Annotated in this window: 14 protein-coding genes; 7 read left to right on the top strand and 7 right to left on the bottom strand. The window is 53.9% G+C overall.

What is annotated here, in order from left to right; translation table 11 throughout:
* Nucleotides 1–306: 306 nt before the first annotated feature.
* Entirely contained in the window at nt 307–876 is a 570-nt protein-coding gene (locus J0X19_RS22345; RefSeq protein ID WP_206986637.1) for a recombinase family protein, read from the bottom strand.
* A gap of 232 nt (nt 877–1,108) precedes the next feature.
* Between J0X19_RS22345 and J0X19_RS22340 the strand changes: the two genes are divergently transcribed.
* Both J0X19_RS22340 and J0X19_RS22335 read left to right on the top strand, forming a co-directional pair.
* A complete protein-coding gene (locus tag J0X19_RS22340) occupies nt 1,109–1,402 on the top strand; it encodes a transposase (protein ID WP_206986636.1) in 294 nt (97 codons plus the stop codon).
* Between the two features lie 24 nt (nt 1,403–1,426).
* The gene (locus J0X19_RS22335; RefSeq protein WP_206986635.1) at nt 1,427–2,314 is read left to right on the top strand and encodes an IS3 family transposase; all 888 of its coding nucleotides are present in this window, start codon (nt 1,427–1,429) and stop codon (nt 2,312–2,314) included.
* Between the two features lie 115 nt (nt 2,315–2,429).
* Here J0X19_RS22335 and J0X19_RS22330 read toward each other — a convergent pair whose 3' ends face one another.
* From J0X19_RS22330 to J0X19_RS22320, 3 genes are read right to left on the bottom strand one after another with little or no spacing between them, the layout of a single operon-like run.
* On the bottom strand, nt 2,430–6,836 hold the full coding sequence (locus J0X19_RS22330; protein ID WP_206986634.1) for an N-acetylmuramoyl-L-alanine amidase: 4,407 nt from the start codon (nt 6,834–6,836) through the stop codon (nt 2,430–2,432).
* 5 nt (nt 6,837–6,841) lie between these two features.
* On the bottom strand, nt 6,842–7,900 hold the full coding sequence (locus J0X19_RS22325) for a caspase family protein (protein WP_206986633.1): 1,059 nt from the start codon (nt 7,898–7,900) through the stop codon (nt 6,842–6,844).
* A gap of 12 nt (nt 7,901–7,912) precedes the next feature.
* A complete protein-coding gene (locus J0X19_RS22320; RefSeq protein WP_206986632.1) occupies nt 7,913–9,517 on the bottom strand; it encodes a hypothetical protein in 1,605 nt (534 codons plus the stop codon).
* 540 nt (nt 9,518–10,057) lie between these two features.
* On the opposite strand from J0X19_RS22320, the gene J0X19_RS22315 reads away from it, so the two are divergent.
* From J0X19_RS22315 to J0X19_RS22305, 3 genes are all read left to right on the top strand, one after another.
* Entirely contained in the window at nt 10,058–10,723 is a 666-nt protein-coding gene (locus J0X19_RS22315; RefSeq protein WP_206986631.1) for an IS3 family transposase, read from the top strand.
* 420 nt (nt 10,724–11,143) lie between these two features.
* The gene (locus J0X19_RS22310; RefSeq protein ID WP_206986630.1) at nt 11,144–12,589 is read left to right on the top strand and encodes a hypothetical protein; all 1,446 of its coding nucleotides are present in this window, start codon (nt 11,144–11,146) and stop codon (nt 12,587–12,589) included.
* Between the two features lie 229 nt (nt 12,590–12,818).
* Nucleotides 12,819–13,232, top strand: a complete 414-nt coding sequence (locus tag J0X19_RS22305; RefSeq protein ID WP_206986629.1) for a helix-turn-helix transcriptional regulator — start codon at nt 12,819–12,821, stop codon at nt 13,230–13,232.
* Here J0X19_RS22305 and J0X19_RS22300 read toward each other — a convergent pair.
* Nucleotides 13,229–14,554 (bottom strand): FRG domain-containing protein, encoded by a 1,326-nt coding sequence (locus tag J0X19_RS22300; RefSeq protein ID WP_206986628.1) that lies wholly within the window; start codon nt 14,552–14,554, stop codon nt 13,229–13,231. The two genes, J0X19_RS22305 and J0X19_RS22300, sit on opposite strands and share 4 nt — an antisense overlap.
* Before the next feature lie 243 nt (nt 14,555–14,797).
* Nucleotides 14,798–15,097 carry a LexA family protein gene (locus tag J0X19_RS22295; protein ID WP_242583217.1) on the bottom strand — a complete coding sequence of 100 codons (300 nt, stop codon included), beginning with the start codon at nt 15,095–15,097 and terminating at the stop codon, nt 14,798–14,800.
* Nucleotides 15,098–15,602: 505 nt separating this feature from the next.
* Between J0X19_RS22295 and J0X19_RS22290 the strand changes: the two genes are divergently transcribed.
* Both J0X19_RS22290 and J0X19_RS22285 read left to right on the top strand, forming a co-directional pair.
* A complete protein-coding gene (locus J0X19_RS22290; protein WP_206986627.1) occupies nt 15,603–15,824 on the top strand; it encodes a hypothetical protein in 222 nt (73 codons plus the stop codon).
* Nucleotides 15,825–16,667: 843 nt separating this feature from the next.
* Nucleotides 16,668–16,862 (top strand): hypothetical protein, encoded by a 195-nt coding sequence (locus J0X19_RS22285; RefSeq protein WP_206986626.1) that lies wholly within the window; start codon nt 16,668–16,670, stop codon nt 16,860–16,862.
* A gap of 336 nt (nt 16,863–17,198) precedes the next feature.
* On the opposite strand, the gene J0X19_RS22280 is transcribed toward J0X19_RS22285, so the two are convergent.
* Nucleotides 17,199–17,981, bottom strand: a complete 783-nt coding sequence (locus J0X19_RS22280) for a hypothetical protein (protein ID WP_206986625.1) — start codon at nt 17,979–17,981, stop codon at nt 17,199–17,201.
* Nucleotides 17,982–18,009 lie beyond the last annotated feature (28 nt).

Genomic DNA, 18,009 nt, shown 5'->3' with positions numbered 1-18,009 from the left:
AAGAACTAGGCTCGTTGGTGGTGCAATAATTGGCTCTCGCTTGCTCGCCTTCGGTACCTCGTTAGAGATCGTATACATACGATTATTAGAAAGCATAGCTAGGAAATAAAACAAAGGGCAAGGTAGGCGCTAACGAACAAAGGGATATCGCGAAATGTAATTGCTACACTCGTAATACTTCCCAGTCTAAATAAGGCCAAACAGCTTTGGGGCGTGAATTGCTGATGCGCTTTATGAAGTCAAGCTAGTATATAACAGAGGTCGCAAAGTTGAAGCGGCTGGACATCTTGCGATAGGAGGTTTGCGTTAAGTTAGCGTCGCTTGTAAATGCTTGCGATAACGCTTGACACTAGAAAGGCTAATCCCTGTCAAGTTCACTGTATCTGCGACCGACAGGCCTTTATCCAACGCCTTCTTTACTTTGGCAAGATTCTCTGGATCCAAGCCCTTTGGCCGACCAATGTGCTTGCCTTGCGCGGCCGCTAGCTGCTGGCCGGCTCTCGTTTTCTCCAGAATACTCTCCCGGTCGTACTCCGCGAGTGAGGCGAAAATGGAGAGCATGAACTTGCCTGCTGGCGTAGTCGTGTCGATTCCCAAGTCCAAGGCCTTGAAATGAATACCGCGCTGGTGGAACGAGTTCACTAAGTGAATGACGTGGTCGCGGCTGCGTCCCAAGCGGAAGAAGCGTGCTACCAAAACCGTATCTCCTTCTCGTAATAAGCCGAGCATCTCATCAAGTGCTGGTCGCTGCAAACTCATGCCGGTAATCTTATCCTGGAAGATCTGGTGGCACCCGGCCTTGGTCAGAATATCGAGTTGGGTGTCCATGTTTTGGTCGACAGTGGAAACACGAGCGTAGCCGAAGATCTTGTTCATGGCGTCAAAAAGCTAGGGTCATAAAAATAAACGTCGTTTTCTTTTTGGTCCTACTTTTTAGCCTCAGTTTTTAAAGCGTTTGTGGCGTAATCAACAAGGGAGGGGAGGGGGCCTGAAACCGATGACAATTTGAGCTGTCACGATGTTATCACCTGTCCCGCTTAACTAGACCACCTCTGAGTGAGATGGTCTAAAGAAGTGAGACAGAAAAGGGCGTTATCTTCCTTCTGTCATGAGTTCGAAACCAACCAACAGTTCGCCGCGCAAGCGTCGTCGCTACGATGAGGCCTTCCGAGCGGAAGCCTTGCGCCTGGCCGGTGAAAGCCGGAGCACGCAAGCCGCCGCTCGGCAACTGGGCATCAGCCCTAAACTGCTCTACAAGTGGCAAAAAGCCCTGCAACCTGTGCTGGAAGTGGGCCGTGGGGAAAAAGAAAGTGCCGCGATGCGTCAATTGCGCGCTGAGAACCGCCGCTTGCAGCAGGAGCGCGACATCTTAAAAAAAGCCTTGGCCAGTTGCCTGCTCTAGACGCAGGCTCATGCCGCCGACCTCATGAGCCGCTATCGCTTTGTCCGAGCGCAAACCCGGCACTATTCCGTGCGTCAACTCTGTCAGGTACTCGGGGTGGGGGTGGCCAGTTACTACCGGTGGCGGCAAAAAGTAGCGGTGCGCTTCTCCGTGCCAGCCTGGGAAAAGGAGCTGTGCCACGTGTTTTTTCAGCATAAGCGGCGGTATGGCACCCGTCGCTTACAGGCCGAACTGCGCGCGCAAGGATACCGGGTGGGCCGTCATCGTATCCGCCATGCCCTGCGTCGGCGCGAGCTCGTGGCCGTGCAACCGCGGGCGTTTGTCCCCCGCACGACGCAGAGCGAGCACGGGCCGCGGGTGGCGGCGAATCACCTGCTAAACCGGTCCGCCCCCACAGAAGCCGACCAGGTGTGGGTGGGTGATATTACCTATTTACCGCTGCAAAACGGCTGTTGGGCGTATCTGGCTGCGTTTCAGGATGTGCACACCAAACGCGTCGTGGGCTGGCAAGTACGGAGCAGCATGCCCGAGGAATTGGTGGTCACGGCCTTGCGTCGGGCGCTGCTGAGCCGACAGCCGGCAGCGGGGCTCATTGTCCATTCGGACCGGGGTGGTCAGTACTGCGGCAACGTCTACAGGCGCCTGCTCACGGACCGGCAGTTGGTGCGCAGCAGGAGCCGCCGAGGTGAGTGCTATGACAACGCCCAAGCCGAGAGTCTCTGGTCCCGCGTGAAAACCGAAGTGTTGCTGGACCGCGCGGCGTTTGCTTCCGTCGCGGAGGCGCAAGCCGAGCTGACGACGTATTTTGACTATTACAATCACCAGCGGCGCCACTCGGCACTCGGCTATGAGTGCCCGCATCACTTTGAAAATCAGGCTTTTTTAACTAAGACCCAACTCTGTCTCACCTAAGCCGACCACCTCAGTGGTAGCCCCGAGCCGGTGCAGATTTCCTCCATTATCATGAGCAAGAAAACTCTGTGTTGACGCAGCCGCTAGTATATATAATGCCCGTGAGGGATGCATCCTATCCACCTCGCTTGGTACTACGCCCAGAGGCGAGCAAATCCTGCCGTACCTGCTGCAAAGCCTTGGCGTTGCTACGGAACATATGCCGTTCCGCTGACTCCTCTTGCAGCGCGTGTTGCTCTTGACCCGGGCCGAGAATGCGCGCCAGCGTGGCCTTCACCGTTAGCTCGTCATCATCGAAGTCGCCGTGATGCCGGCTGCCGGACTGCTGGGTGACGGGCAGCCGACCATCGATATTAGGGGCCAAGACCAGCTCTAGGTGTTGATTTTTAATCAGTTTCACCACGTCGGGATCCGCAAACGCGCTATCAGCCAGCACAAACTTGGCCATGCCCACGAGCGGCGTAGCGCGGTCATGCCGGAAGGGCTGGCGCACAGCCGGCTCTTCGAAGGCATTCGATACGAGATAGAGCAGGGACTTGTGATACACATGAGCGCAGTGGTCGTCCTGCTCGACGGTGTCATGCAAAGCAAACAGGGTGGCCCGCTCGATGCTCGCGGCCCGGATGGCCGGCGCGTAAGTTTGTAGGAACAGTTCGGTGGTGATGGCCGGGGCCCACAGTGTGCAGCTCGTTATTTGGCGGCCAAAACCTCGCTGGCCAGCCATGGGGCCGCTCGGCACGCGCCCCACCGTGGTAAGCAGTTGGGTAAATGGGGCCAGCACAATGGAGCCGGCACTGTGGCCGATCAGGTGTAGCTCGACGTCCTCCCCGACTTGGTGCAACAAGTCCATCAAGTAGCCTAGTACCAGCCGCAGGCCGCCCTGCGGGCTTTCAGTAGCCTGCCGCGCGTTTTCTTTCATTTCCTGCCACAGCACCCGGCCCCCCGCATGACGGGCGACGGGCTCCAAAAAGTCGTCGAGCCGGTCGAGCACGAAATCCAGCGCGCCGTCAAGCATGCCCTCGGGCCGCCGCCGCCGCTGGGCGTCCTGCAACACGTTGGTAATCGTTGTCCAAAAGTCGCTGCGCCAGATGATGGCCAGCGGGTAAACTTCGTGCTTGAGCAACTCAGCCCGGTACTCGGCCACCCGCTGCAGGGCTTCATCTTCGCCGACCAAGCCCCCGTGGGCATAAATCAGAAGCCGCTTGCGCTTCCAGGTTTTCGTGATTTTTGGGAATTCCTCCAGCAGCAGCTGGCGCACGTCTTCCTCGTCGTTGCCAAAGGTGCCGGTCGGGCGCAGCGCCCCGTCATTGCCGATACTCAACACGTGGGGACGCAGGTCAGCAAAGCTATAGGCATTGGCTTTGACGGACCCACTGCCGCCCCAGCGGGCCGCGGCGATGCCCTGCGAGGTGCGCAACTGCACGGGCACACCTAGGCGTACCACCCACACGTCGGTGCCATGGGCTAGCCAGTCATCGTAGGAGAGGTGAGCAAAGCCGTGGTGGCCCCAGTCCGCGCCCCAGGAATTCTGCAACCAGAAGCCCTGCTCGTCGTAGCCGACCAGGGCGAACGCGTGGCCACCAAGCCGTGTATCGCCCATCTTGATGCGGCCCTCGGCATCTACCCGCTGCCACCCGTCGTGCACGATGCTCGTGGCATAGAGCACCCCGACTTCGGCCAGCGCGTTGTGCATGCTCACCAAGTCTTTATGATTGACTCGGAAATAGGCCCCTAGGGGGCAGCGGCCCGCGGCTTGGGCCAAGTCGCCGGTCAGGCGGTGGACATTGGGCCCCTGGCTGGGCCACTCCTGTTCGGCACACACGCCGTGCTTGTGCCAGCCTTTGATCGCGCCGCGGGCGCTGGACCCTTCATAGGCGTCGCCTTCCCACTCGTCGTAGCGACGCGCCATGTCATAGAGCATGCGCGCCGAGACGGGTTGGCAGGGCTGCACCCGCTGTCCGAGCAAGTAATTGGCGACCGTAGCCAGGGCAAAGCCGGTGCAGGCCCCTTCCTTGCCCTGATCCAGCACGGGCACGCCGTATTTCTTGGCCAGCTTTTGGTAGTCTGCCAACGGCCGGGTGGCGGGAACCTCCCGCAGAGTCGGCACGAACAGCGTATCGCGAAAATCCAGTGTATCCGGGCGTGCGTCCAACACATACGTTTTGCCACTCGCTTTGCCTCGTCTCGTTGCGGCAACCTCAATGCGGTCCACCGCGCGCACGGTGTCCAGGGTGGTGCCCTCGGTGTCCAAGGCAAACAACTGATCCGTGGGTGCGGGGGCTGTAGCCATGGCCGGCGTACGATCCGAATCGGCCGGCACCGACGGCGTATCGGTGGGAAGGCCTACGGTGGCGGGCAGCGTGGCTAATTCCGCTTTCACGAGGGCTAGAAAGCCCTTGATCGTTCCTTGGGCATCGAGCAGTAAATGCGGGCATTTTTTGCCGGACCAGTGCTGGTGCGGCACGACGTGAGACACGTTAAGGTTGAGACGGCGCAGCAACGCGGCCGTGAGCAGCGCCGCGCGTTGATTGGCCGCGGGTTGATCGATGCCCACGTTTTCACATATTTCGATGCCAATGCTCTGGGTATTGCCTAAGGAGGTGCCGGCGTGCATGCCGCACTCGTGCAGCGGCAGATGCTGCATGCACTGGCTATCATCTACCGTGAAATGCCACGACACCAAGCGCTGCTGGGCTTCACTGCCTTTCAAATAGCGGGCATGCATCAGCGCATTGGCCCCTCTGCTGGCGTTGGCCGTGTTGTGAATGGTGATAAAAGTGGGCGTAATCGGCCGGCCGGATCGGTTGCGGGCACCAGTAGCAATGAAGTCAGTCTTGAGGTTCAGCCGTTCGGAGAGGGCAGAAGTAGAATAAGCGGACGCATGTGATGACATATGTTCTGTGGATATCTTGGCAGCATGCACAATTGCATCTGCTATTCTTGTCCATGGAATGCCTAAAGCAAGAGCTACAGCTTCACCAATAGAATGACTTACAGTCGATTCCCTGTGCTGCTCCTTCTGTTGCAAAGCCTCTCGAAGCTTTTTGGCACGATCTAGATCAAACTGAAGCCAATTGAGAATTCGAGCTTCTACATCAGACCACACAGAAGAAATAATTTCAAATGAGCTTCCATTATTTCGATAACCGCTCTTGCCACTTGGTGTAGAAATTGCCTTTATTAATATATCTAGGAACCCAGCGAGGTTTTTCAAGTCTGACTCGAGTGCTCTCAAGGGTATCAAACCGGTTTCATCATATGCGTCATTTAATGTTTTTTCCTTTTGAAAGCTCTCAGTTACTAATTTATTGAATACAAGTATCGGATAAGAAAGGGTAGTATATGGAGCAAACTGATCAAGTATTGATTGATCACCAACTATGTGCGGCTGATGAAAGCTAAAACGCAAGAGTTCTTCCCAGCTATAAGCAAGCAAGGGTGGAAATGTGACAGGGCCGAGCTTCTGTACTATTGCAAGATCTCCTTCTGCTTGTGTCCTAGTGGCAATTGCAGCAGCAATTGCCACTACATCTGGAAATGAGCCAAGCTGTTCTCGAAGATTATTTAATACCCTTCTGACCAAGGGGAAATTGTTTGTTTGATCGCGCAGGTGCAGATGTGCTAGATAAATCCCAAACATGGGATATTCTGGAAATTCGAAAGCATACCTTTCATAAAGCTTATCAGATATTACTTTACCGCTTTCCAGAGCGCGCAAAGCAGCTTCTGTGTAAATGGTTGCTTTATTGGTAGGATCAAAACCAGTGCCTCGTTGTACCAGGTGAATCGATGCACGTGCTAAGTCCAACCTCAGCATAGTAATGGGTGATTGTTTATTACTAGCAGGCTGAGATAATGAACGGTGACTAAAAAATACTTGAGTTTGCCATTGCGCAGGTAGATATAAGCCTATTTCAAAGACATCGGCATCTTCTGTTCGAATTCGATAATATCCTGGTGCAAGAGCCAGATGAATACCAGCTTGACGATTTACTAGATCATTGTTGGCTGCTTCCTCAAGGTTAAGTAATAACTCTCCTGTTACACTAAGAAGCGATACTTTAGCAAAGAGAGTCTCTATCTGGATTCCTGTTTCCGGTAGTTCACGAACATACAGTAACAACTGAGCATCGCTAGCTGTATTAAATAAGCTTTTCGGTTTAGAAAAACTGAGTGCTTTGACAAATTCAGCATGCTTGTCATTGTATTTAAAAGTATGCGCCACTGGCGCTATGGCAGTAAACTTTACTGGATCAAGCAGGTATAGATCTTGAGTTGCGCCTGGCTCAAAAACAGAAACAAGTTTCTGTTCAACCACGTCACCTACAACAAAATGAACTGCATATACCCCAATAGGAACTTTGTATTCAGCTATATCTGGTTCAATGTTATGTGCAGGTGCTTGACGTTCGAAGCGAGCGTTGAATACTTGTACACTTGTAAAGGGGCTTGGCAAGTGAATATGAAGTGTAGCATATGCTACTGAAGCATCCTCTGGTAAAGGGGGGAGAGCCTTGTTCATAATCGCTACTTTGAATTGAAAAAATCATCATCGATAAGTCGAGTAGTATCATTTATAATTAGATGCTTTGGATTTTGAAGGTATTTCGCATAAGCTGGCTTATTAGTAGGAGCGTAGCCAATCAGGTAAAGATTTCCCTCAGAAACGGGAAAAACCATAAAGGAGTCTTTTTCTTCTTTAGGCAGAACTAGATGATTAATATCATTTCCTGCAAACAGCCAAACCTGTTGAGCTGGATTGGAGCGTTTAACAACTAATTCGCTTTCCTGTGCAGGCTTACTTGCCACCAAGATGATGTTTTCGTCTCCGACTGTGTCAACCTGCTGGGGAGCTTGCCCACTCAGGCCGCTAACCATCGCCACCATTCTGTCTACGTACTCTTTTAGAGATCTGCCTGTGACATTACCCTCACCATCCGTAGCTTTTCCTTCAAGTCCTTCTATGAGATATTGGCTAAAAATACCGCGCCATTTGCCGTTGATTTCGTATTCACGAGAACGCTGCCCTGCTCCTGTAGCAAATGCATAATAGTGATGGACTCTTGCCTCCGCGTTCAGATAGGGTACGAAAACCCAATAAGGCATCAGGTTGAAATTGAGATGATCCCGGCAGCAGTCCATAAACAGGACCACTTCTTTAAACACTCCGCTTTCTCTGAAATGATCGGCGCATCTAATACCTGGGTATTGTTGTGCTTGTATATTGCCATCTTTTGGCATTGCCAGTAGCACTTCTCTGCTTCCCGAAAAAGGCCCAAAGGTCTTGGCCGATAAGCCATGCCCTGCCATAAATAGATAGAGTCGTGTGCCAACTCGTCGAGAATAATTTCTAGATTTCTCAAGCAGTTGAATTACTGCTTCGTCAATAAGTTGAACAGTGGGTCCTGTTAGTCCTTTATCTGATACAATCGTTTTTACATTACCATGCGGCAGATTTCCTCCTGAAGCTTTCTCGAGCCACTCAGCAAAATCGTTGGCATCGTTGCATGCTCCTTGCAAGCAGTCATATCGCTGATAATGGTCAATCCCTACAACAATTGCATAGTGATCCTCCTTCTGATTCATAGAGTTGCATGATTAGGAACATTGCCAATCTGTACTAAGCAAATATTTTAAGGATTCCTGTGTTCGCGGGTCGTCATCGAAAGCACCATGTGTTTGGGCTTCCGAGCACGCACCAGGAATACCGGCAGCAGCGGGCAAATGTGGTAAAATACGGTTCACCCAAATTGGCTTGCCAAAACTTTCCAATTGGGTAATCACATTAGAAAACGGCGAGGCTTCGTATGGCTGTTCACGAGTATGATACCTAGCCATCCCAAGGATGGGTACGTCACAAGTTGAAGGGTCAAAGGGTACAGAAGGAGTCCGTTCAAATAACGACGAGACCATGTACAATAAGGAGCCACGGTAAACTAGAGGTACCTCCCAGTAGCCCAACTCAGCTTCATCGCTAAGAGCAAATAGGCGAAAACGGCGCACTCGGCGTTTAATTATATCTGCTTGCTTATGCCAAAACTCAAAGGTTGCTGCTGGCGCGAGTAACACCACATCAAACTGAGCTTCGGCAGGTAATTCACGATCTGCTCTTTCCAAGAATGAGCCTATGAATATAGACCCAGCGCTATGTCCTACAAGCATTACACATGGTTTATGCGCGGTTTCATCATTCCATAATGATTGTAGATGCTGCAGAAAGATGGTACCGCCGCCGCCTGCTCTGAATGCGTCTGTGGTATCCTCCTTCATTGTTTTCCAGAAGTGTCCCCCAATTCGATCAATATAGAGTTGAGCTAGTATCTCCTCGACAATGGTGGTGTAAAGGGAGTGGTGTCTGTTCTCACGATAACGTGCTAGAACGTGCCGTAGCACCTTGGTAGCGTGCCTGATAATTACCATCATTGCTGTTGATGCAATGCTTACCGCCCTCGTATCTGCATTTCCATCGGAAACCAACTCCTTCTCAGTAGCCAGCATCTCGCCCGTGATGTGGTTGCTTAACATAATGGGTCGTGGACTCTCAAGGCGTCTTACAGTTCGGGTGTTGGGTGCATCAAAACCTTCCAGTTGAACCACTGTGTCATATACCGCATCAACCAGATTGTTATCGCTTAAAAGATCATCTCTAAACGCTGCCTCCTCTTCATCAGTCAAACCCCATGAATCTTTGAGGCCATCACCTCCTTGCCTTCCTCTAAAGTCCCTAATAACAGTCTTGGGTTGTAGCTCTGCTTGATCTAGAAATTCCGCTAACTGTGCAGCATCTTTTTCATTAAGATCCATCATATCTACAGTAAACTGCACAGGGTTTGGGTTGAACGCCCGCTCCATTTCAGACGGACGTTTAGCTAGTACAAACCTTGCCACACGACGCAGAACCTGGTTAAAAATGTCGTCTGAGCCAATCTTTTGAATATCCTGTTTGAGAACATCCCAAATACCAGTCTGCCAAACAAAGAACAAAGGAATAGCACCTGCACTGTGATAAACAGGGTACAAAGAATCAACTATCTCTAGCGCGCTTTTTTTTGATACAAGGCCGCCGTGAAAATGGACAACTAGACGAGTAGAGACATCTCCTTTCAACTTATTTAGCGTGCGTTGAAGTCGATAGACGCCTTCGACTGATTCCAATTTTCCATCAAAGAGTTCAATGATCGAATCCATATCTAAACTGGCCATCTGTTGCACTAGTTAAGATGAAATAAGAAATGTATATGTAGTATATAAATTTTTTACGATATTTTTACATGTGCTTAAGCCGAAATTCGGGTGATTTAGTAGAGTCGTACAGGGCGAAGTCTTACCTTCCACTGTTTGTGACTGAAAAATGAAATTTCAGCGGGTTGCCCCGCAAGAAATATATGAGGACTTCAAAGCCAAGTGCGTGCGGTAAGTAGCGGGCGGAGCCCGGCAAAGGCCTTGGGCGCGAGGAAATCGAGCAACTGTGTGTCGAACTCAAGCGCGTAAAATGGAGCACGATATTTTAAAAAAGTCGTAAGCATCTTTGCGCAACCGCCTCAATCATAAGCCGTTAGCAGTTCATCGAGGAGTGCAGGAAGGCGTGGCCGGTGCTCTGCCGCTTGCTAGCTGTGAGCGAGCCGGCTATTACCAGTGGCGGCAGCGGCCCGCTACGGCCCCAGTACCCTGACACACAGCAGCTCAGCAGGCGTTTAAGCGCTATGTTGGCTGCTACAGCACGCGCCGGTTACGCGGGCAGAATTGAACGCCGAAGGCCACGCCATCGGCCGCTACGCCCTGCGCATTTGGTTGTACCGCCACGCTACCGGGCCCTGGGCACCCACCCGCAACGCCCGCGCACAACCGTGGCCGAAAACCGGCTGCTCGGCCAGCCGGCCCCCACCCCCCAACCAGATCTGGGTCGGCGACATCACCTACTTGCCCCTGCTGGGCGGGCGCTGGTGCTACCCGGTCATGTGGCGCGGCGCCTGCTCCCGGCGCGTGGTGGGCTGGCACCTGGCCACGCAGATGCCCACCGAACTCGTGCTACTGGCCCTGGAACAAGCCCTGACGCTGCGCCAACCCGCGCCGGGCCTGATTGTCCACGCCGACCACGGTAGCCAACACACCAGCGCTGCCTGCCACGCCCGCATCGAAGCGGCCGGGGCCGTGTCTAGCTTCAGTCGGCCGGGCAACCCGTACGACAACACCCAGGCCGAAGCCGGCTGGAGCACCCTTAAAACTGAGTTGCTGTCCAGCGGTATCGTGTTTGCCTCGCTCGAAGAAGCCCGCCTGAAAGTGACGCACTACCTCGATACGTACTTCAATCTGGGCCGCCGCCACTCAGCCCTCAACTACCGCTCGCCGCTCCAATTTGAATACGCCCTAAAACTCAACCTACCTAATCTCACTGTCCGCTTTCACTAGATCACCCCTGTTTAGCAGGACGTCAAGCAGTGCTAAAATAGAACGCTCATTCACTTACAATCTAGATCCTACTTCTGTATTGCTGAACTAGACCAGCTCACTTGGTGCTGTCCGGTCGTTCCAGCAGGAAGTGTCCCAAGTAATACTCCTTGCCTGCGGGCTGCTCCCGCAAGTCCAACAGTAGCTGGTCAAGCTGCTTATCTGCTCAAGCGTAGGCCCGCTGGTACTGGGGAATTTCGTAAGTCGCGTCATCACTCGCGAGTAAGTCCTCGAATTTGGTCAGATTCAACATCAGCTAGCGGAGCTCCTGGGTGAGATAATGAGTAGGGCACAAGGTAGCGAGCCAGCGGTTTTTCAGCGGCCACCGGGAACCTAATTATCGTTGAGGTTGTGGATTCTCCAGCCTTTTTCTCCGCGCTTATGTCATTAATACCCAAAAACCCCGGCGGCACACCCGCCGAGCAGTACCTCGCCCAACTGGGCGAACGGTCTTTTCTGACGCTGTGGAGCTACGCCAGCCCTTTTCGCGACCAGAGTGCCAGCGCCAAAATCAGCGAGGGTAAAGAGCTATGCGATATGCTGGTCGTATTTGATGAGCACGTTATCATCTTTTCCAGCAAGCACTGCGAGTATCCCACCACGGACGACCCGGTGCTGAACTGGACTCGATGGTACAAGCGGGCGGTGGCGGCGGGGGCCGACCAGCTCTACGGGGCCGAGCGGTGGCTGAAGCAGTACCCCGACCGGGTGTACCTAGACAAGGAGTGCCAGCATCCGTTTCCGGTGCCTTTACCAATGGCCGCCGATATGAAGGTGCACCGCATCGTAGTGGCGCACGGTGCCTCGGCGCCGTGCCAAGCCGAGTACGGCGGCACGGGCAGCCTGATGATTGATAACCAGGTGGTCGGTGCCGCCCACTACGACACCCATCGGTTTAAGCCTGAGCCATTCACGTTGGGTTTGGTGGACCCGCTTAAAGAGTACGTGCACGTATTTGACGATGCATCGCTGGCCGCCGTGATGCGCATGCTGGATACCATTTCCGATTTTGTGGCGTATCTGGAAAAGAAGGAGGCACTGCTCTCCAAGCGCGGCCTGAAGGTGTGGTCTGCAGGGGAGGATGATTTGCTGGCCTACTACCTGCGAAACACCAACCACGATGAAAACAGCCCTACCTTTGGCCGCCACATCTTCCCAGTGTCGCCGGGTTATGAAGGCCTGCACATTGAAGAAGGATTTTGGGACGGCTTCATTCATAGCGAACAGTTCCGTGCCCGGATTGCAGCTGACCAGGTGAGCTACGTCTGGGACAGCCTGATTAAGTACATCTACGAGAATACCGGGGAGGACAAAGCCTACCCTATGGCCAATAGCTCTTCCTTTGCTGACCGGGAAGCGGCCCTGCGCATCATGGCGCGTGAGCCCCGGCTCAGCCGCCGAATGCTGGCCCGCGCATTCCGGGAGATGATAGCGCAGTCAGAACCAGACCAGTACCGGGTGCGGCATACCGGAGCTCTGGAAGACAGCGGGGTGCAGTACATTTTTCTGCTGTTGCCCCGGCGCAATGACCAAACCAAGGCAGAATATCGAGCTGAACGGTTCGAGATGTTACAAGCCTACGGGCTGGCGGTGAAGTTTCGGAATTTCGGCAATACCAAGAAGTTTGTCGGCATTGCCACCGAGGCAGGTGGGTTTGATGCGCTGGAAAGCTATGACCTGATGTATCTGGAGGGCAATGTATGGGACCACCAGGAGCGAGCGCTGGCCGAGCAGGCCAATCTGCTGTTCTTCCGCAATGCCGTTGCTTCCACGGCGCATGAGGACGAGTACCCAGAAACTGACGAAAATGAGCAGGCGAAGGCGTAATCAAGAATTGCCGTAAACCGTCAAATTATGCAAATCAGCGGCGGTATTTAGCACCAATTTCCTTGGCGGGTGGCCGTTCCTTTATAGGGTGATTGTGGGCCTTGCCTGGTAGGATAGCGGACCCATCAATTACGTAGTAACCTACTAGTTATGGAACCAACTACCAAGACCGAAACCCTGGACCTCGAAGGCATAACCCGCCCCCGATTACCCCGCTATCCGCACCAGCTTGCAGGAGGCCGGCTTCGAGCTGCTGGAAGACCTCCGCGCCCAGCTCGTGGACCGCATTAAAACGCTGCTGGTGGCCCTGATTCATTACCCGCCGCCCGGCCCGCGCTTGCTCAACTACTCCCCCTACCCAGTCAAGCACCTGGGCAAGGACTACCACTATCTTTTCCAATTGTTCTCCGCTTTCGAGGGCCTCACCATCAAGAAGTTCATCATTCGGCAAAAGGTGGAACGAGCCAAGGAGCTCATCAGCTACGGAGAGTTGAGCATGGGCGAAGTGGCCCAGCAGCTGGGCTATAGCAGCCCGGCGCACCTCTCGCGGCAGTTTCGGCAAGTAGCGGGCCTCACGCCTACCGAGTTCCAGAAGCTGGGGCTGGCCTCGCACGCCCGGCGCAGCCTAGATTCACTAATCTAGGCAAACTCAGCGGCTGTCATGTCGAATATGGCCCACACTACTTCGCGTAATTGCGCTTGATCTTGTTCGGGAAAAATAAAAGCATCCGTAATGCCTAACTCAGGTAGACGCTGCCGAAGGTGCGGAAGCAAGGACTTGTGAATATTAAAACAGTAGGAATAGCAGTGGTTAGCGTCGGGATTGTCTTTTAGCACCTGCTGGTGTACTATATATTCCATCGGCTCAGTAGGCGAACTGTTCCAAGTGAAGACACCCTGCTGGTTGATAACGTTAGCATTGTTTTCCAATCCCATTCGCACAAAATCGTCGCCTCGGTCCGAGAAATACGTGTTAGGGATTGGCTTGAGGTGCTCGATACGGCAGAAATAATTGGTGAGTCCACCGCCAGGAAATGAGGCCCGCGCCCAGCGAAGGGCGGCGGCATCATCGTTGGCAAATTTGTCCATGTTTTCATCTGAAAACGTGGGCGAGAAGCTGGCCATAATGCCTCGGCGCTGTTTTAGGGCTTCCACATTGGCTTGGAATACCTGCTTTATAAGGGGCAAATTGCCTTCGATGCTCATGGACACCATTTCCCGCAGTCCCGCTTGCGCAAAGCCTTCTTCCTGGATGTAGTATACGCTCACATAGTTGTCTATTTCGCGAGCGGATTGGGGCTGAACTTCCGTTGCTCCCAGGGCAGCGAAATAAAGGGCTACCGGAAAGCTATAAGTCCAGTCAAGGATGGGGGTAGGGCAGCTGTAATGTTGTAAGATGCTTAGTACGCTTACATCGTTGCCAGAGTCGCCCCCATTGGCTTCGATGTACTTGGTCAGAAGTCCACCACAATACACGCGGGCATTGTCCATTAGCCGCTCTAAGAATGCCTGATGGTCAGTCGGCTTTGTTTCGCGTCTGTTTACTATCCAATTACGCTGTAAAGAGCTATATAGCATAAACTTAGCTTCGTTTATACCTCGGTACAGGTGGTCTGTTCGAGATGCGTGTTCCGTGATAAGGGCTTCCAATTCCGGCACCGTGTCAATGCGCTTTTGGTCGAAGTAATTATCCTTCTGCACGAACGACTGGTACATGGACAGGTGCTCAGGATGCAGCAGGGGAGGTAACAGCTGGCTGCCATACTCAGCATTAGCTAAAGCGCGTACCCGTGAGGTCAGCGTGCTAGGGTCAACGCGGCCGCTGCCATCGGGCATTGCTCGCACCTGAGTGAGTTCCCGTACTAACTGTACATTGCGTAGGGTGGACCAGCCGCCACTTTGGCCCCATTCCCACAAAAGCTTCATTTTCAGGTCTAGCAGGGGTTCGGCGTCGGTAGGTTCCATATAGTAGTTTTGCGGAAATAACGAAGATAGCCAGTCGGGTGATGCCTATAGGCTATTAACCACAGGCATTGCTCTGGTACACCGGGAACGGGCATGGTCGATTTAGACATTGTCATCAGCGAGCAGAAGCAGGTGTTTCAGGGCGCCGCCCACCCCTTCTACTGGAAACCCAAGCTGCGCATCCCCGACATCTACGAGCACGAGGATAACAAGCGGGCCTTCGGCTATTTTCTGGAAAGCTGCCTAGCCGCCACCACCGAGCAGCAGATTTCCCGGGTCCGTGATTTCGAAGTCGGCGTAGTCGGGGTTTTCGGCCTGCAGCCACCAGTTGCCCGCGCGGCAGACCAGCCGCTTGACGGTACACTCGCCCTCGAGTACGGCGACGACAATGTGGTTGTGGTCGGCTTCCATACGCTTGTCGACGGCGAGCAGATCGCCTGGGTGAATTTCCGCGTTCTTCATGCTCTCGCCGGCCACGCGGATCAGGTGCGTGGCCTCGGGGTGGCGGAAGAGCAGGCGGTTCAGGTCGAAGAGTTCTTCCAGGTCATCGGAGGCTGGGGAGGTAAAGCCACACGGGACCAGGGATGCAAACAGGGGCAGGTAGAGCGAGGTGGTAAGCGTGCCTACGTGAATTAATTCAATGGTCGTTATGCGGCACTAAAAAAGAGCGAAGGCAACAAGTATACTAATGAAGTTATTGTAGTGGTTGCCCAAGAGCCGGACATTAGCAGTAAGAAAAACAAGACAGGAGAGGAGAAATAGCCTTAATAAGCAAAAATAGGCCATTTATAGCAATTTGCAATTGGTTTATATATGCTAATGATAATAGCAAAATTGCAGTATAGGGGCGCTGACCTGTACCGAATATAGCGGCCAGGAATACCGCTCACAGTAGCTGGCGTGCCTACCGCCCGACAGGCAGGCGCGGGCCCGTTCACCGAGCGAAGAGGCGGTTGAGGACACCCGCCCGGCCGTTCAACGAAAGGATTTGGCCGCTTGCCCGGCTCGGCGTAGGTTGTAGGACCCACTACTTCCCGCTTGCTTGTGTATGCCCGCTCCCACGCTCCACTTATCCTTCCCGCTGGACCAGCCCCTGGAACAGCAGCTTCGGCGCTTTCTGGCCGTCAACTGCTTCGTGCAGCAACTCTCGAGCCTAGTGCGCGACTTACGCCACTTGGTGCGGCAGCAGCTTTGGTTCGAGGACCTGGGCCCCGTACTGCTAGTCTACTCCCGCGAGGGGGAGCACATCGGCTATATCGTGGTGGAATAGCGCTTACGCCTTCTCCCACCCCCCAGCTACCAGGACTCTTCTCGCTAGGTTGCCAGCACAAAGCGAGCGCTACTGGCCGGGCGCTCGAGTAGTTTGGCAACAGCCGCGTCCGATCAGTAGGTATCCGCACCCCGGTTGCCTGCCGCGCAGTAGTCTTTTCCCTTCTCAAACCCCTCGGCTACCCCTCTCTCCAAAAGGGGTGACTGCGAGCCTGCGACCCACTTCGGGCCAGGGTGGCTATTGCGGGACCAGCACCAGCAACATCGTCGGGTGATCAGCTTTTTCTCCCCACTGCCCCGGGTATGCGGCGGCATCGGTGGCCCGCCCCGTTCTCTGCCTCAGATCGGCCACGTGTACACCGGCTAGCGGCAGGCCCATGGTGGCATCGACAACGACGGCCTGATAAGGTATCGTGGCCAGCCCAGGCAGAGCAGCGGCGTAACGAGGGCGTTCATGCCGTGATCAGGTAGGGCTGCGGGGAAGAGATAAGAGTTGGCGTAGTCCTGGCAACTGCCTTCCACGTGGCGGTGCCAAACCTGCGAACTAGTTGAACTTCAAGTCGAACCTGCCCTCACTTATGCGGACAGTTGGGGCATTCGCCCGCTCCGCCGTGAATTCGAAGGTCCCCGCTACGATGCGGGCCACGGTATCAAAGCGCGTGACTATCAGCCTGCCGGTCGCCGTAGGACCAGTCCGGTACAACTGAGTCGGACGCGGCCTGTTAAAGGAGAAGCTGGCGTAGGCCGGGTCGGGATTGGACAAGGCGGGATTGATCGTCTGATTCAACTCGAAGGTGCCCGTGGAGCGAATGTCGGGCACATACAGACTGATGCTGGTCTGGGCATGCATTTCGCACTCATCATCCACAATGTGGCTGAGATGAATGCTAAGTGGAGCCCGCAGGGAAAACGGCAGTTTTTGCCAGTAGACGTAGATTGCCTTGCCTCCGAATGGATCAGAGCTGGTGGCCAGCCAGATTTTGCCATCGACCCGGCAGCCGGCTTTATTAAAGCCGGTCTGAGCGAAGACAGACGGTAGGCGTGAATGGCGAGTAGCAGAAACGAACTGCCTTGCAGCATGTAGTACACCCCGATCAGGCCTGTAGCGTTGTATCGAGTACTAACTGGGAGGGAATATAGCCCCCGACCAAGAAGTGAAGAAAGGCTGCCAGCAACAGGATAGCACGCCACCGCCTCTATTGGACTTGAGAGGAAGGGTAGGCACTAATTGACACATGCGTCTAACATAACTCCGCAGCTGGAAAGTCTCATACAGGGAACAAGTATAGCAGTTATGCCCCTCTTATGTTGTTGTGGGATATAGCAGTAACATCCTATCCTTTTATAGAGCTGATCAAGTGGTGGGAGAGGGTGGTTAGGGAAAAGGAAGGCGATGGTGGAGCAGTAGCACCTGCAAGCGAGTCAAGCGCTCAAGCGTAAAGATCTCGGGGTGTTGCGCCGGCTCTTGGGGGCCGTAGAAGAGTTGCTGCACCAAGAGAGAGGGCCACCCCAGATACTCACTGAACCTAGCTATATTCCATGATTGTAACGAATTCTGCTCCTTGCTAATCCATTCGCGTAAGGATTGCCATTGCAGGGCCACCAACTCTTCTGTTCGCTCGGGTAGCCAAGCTAATACATCCTGCAGGGAGGAGGATGCGGGGTGGGGAGTCGCTGTCTGCTGCCACTCAGGCTCCGGGAAACTGCCTATCGTCTGCAAGTGGCGAGCAATGAGATCTTGGGGAAGCAAGCGGTGTAATAGGGCCAAATACGCTGCGGCTGCTTGGGGCGTGGTTTTTCCCTGATAGGTAGCGAGTACCCTCTCGAAGGCGCTGGTGAAGCTGTTAATCTGATCGGCTAAGTAAATACTAGCAGGCGCATACCAATCTGTTTCGTCTACGGCCGGGCCATGAAGCAGAGTAACCCAAGCGATAAGCTGCGTGACAGGATGGGGTTCAATAGCCATCGTGTCAGTCACGATATACACGTCCAGTTGGCAATGATGATAGGCTTGCCACCAATGTAATTCCGATACTTGTGGGAAAAGCGCCCCGAACCGGTCTACTATGGTGTGTAGCGCCTGAGCATGCTGTGCGTGGGATGCTTGTGTGTACAATACCTGTTGAGCTATCGGCTCATCAGTGTTCGAAGTAGCCATAGGGAGGCAAGCAGGTAGGAATAAACGG

The organism is Hymenobacter telluris (assembly GCF_017313265.1).
GTDB lineage: Bacteria > Bacteroidota > Bacteroidia > Cytophagales > Hymenobacteraceae > Hymenobacter > Hymenobacter telluris.
Note: the sequence above shows the minus strand (reverse complement) of the source record. Positions and strands in the feature narration are given on the sequence as shown.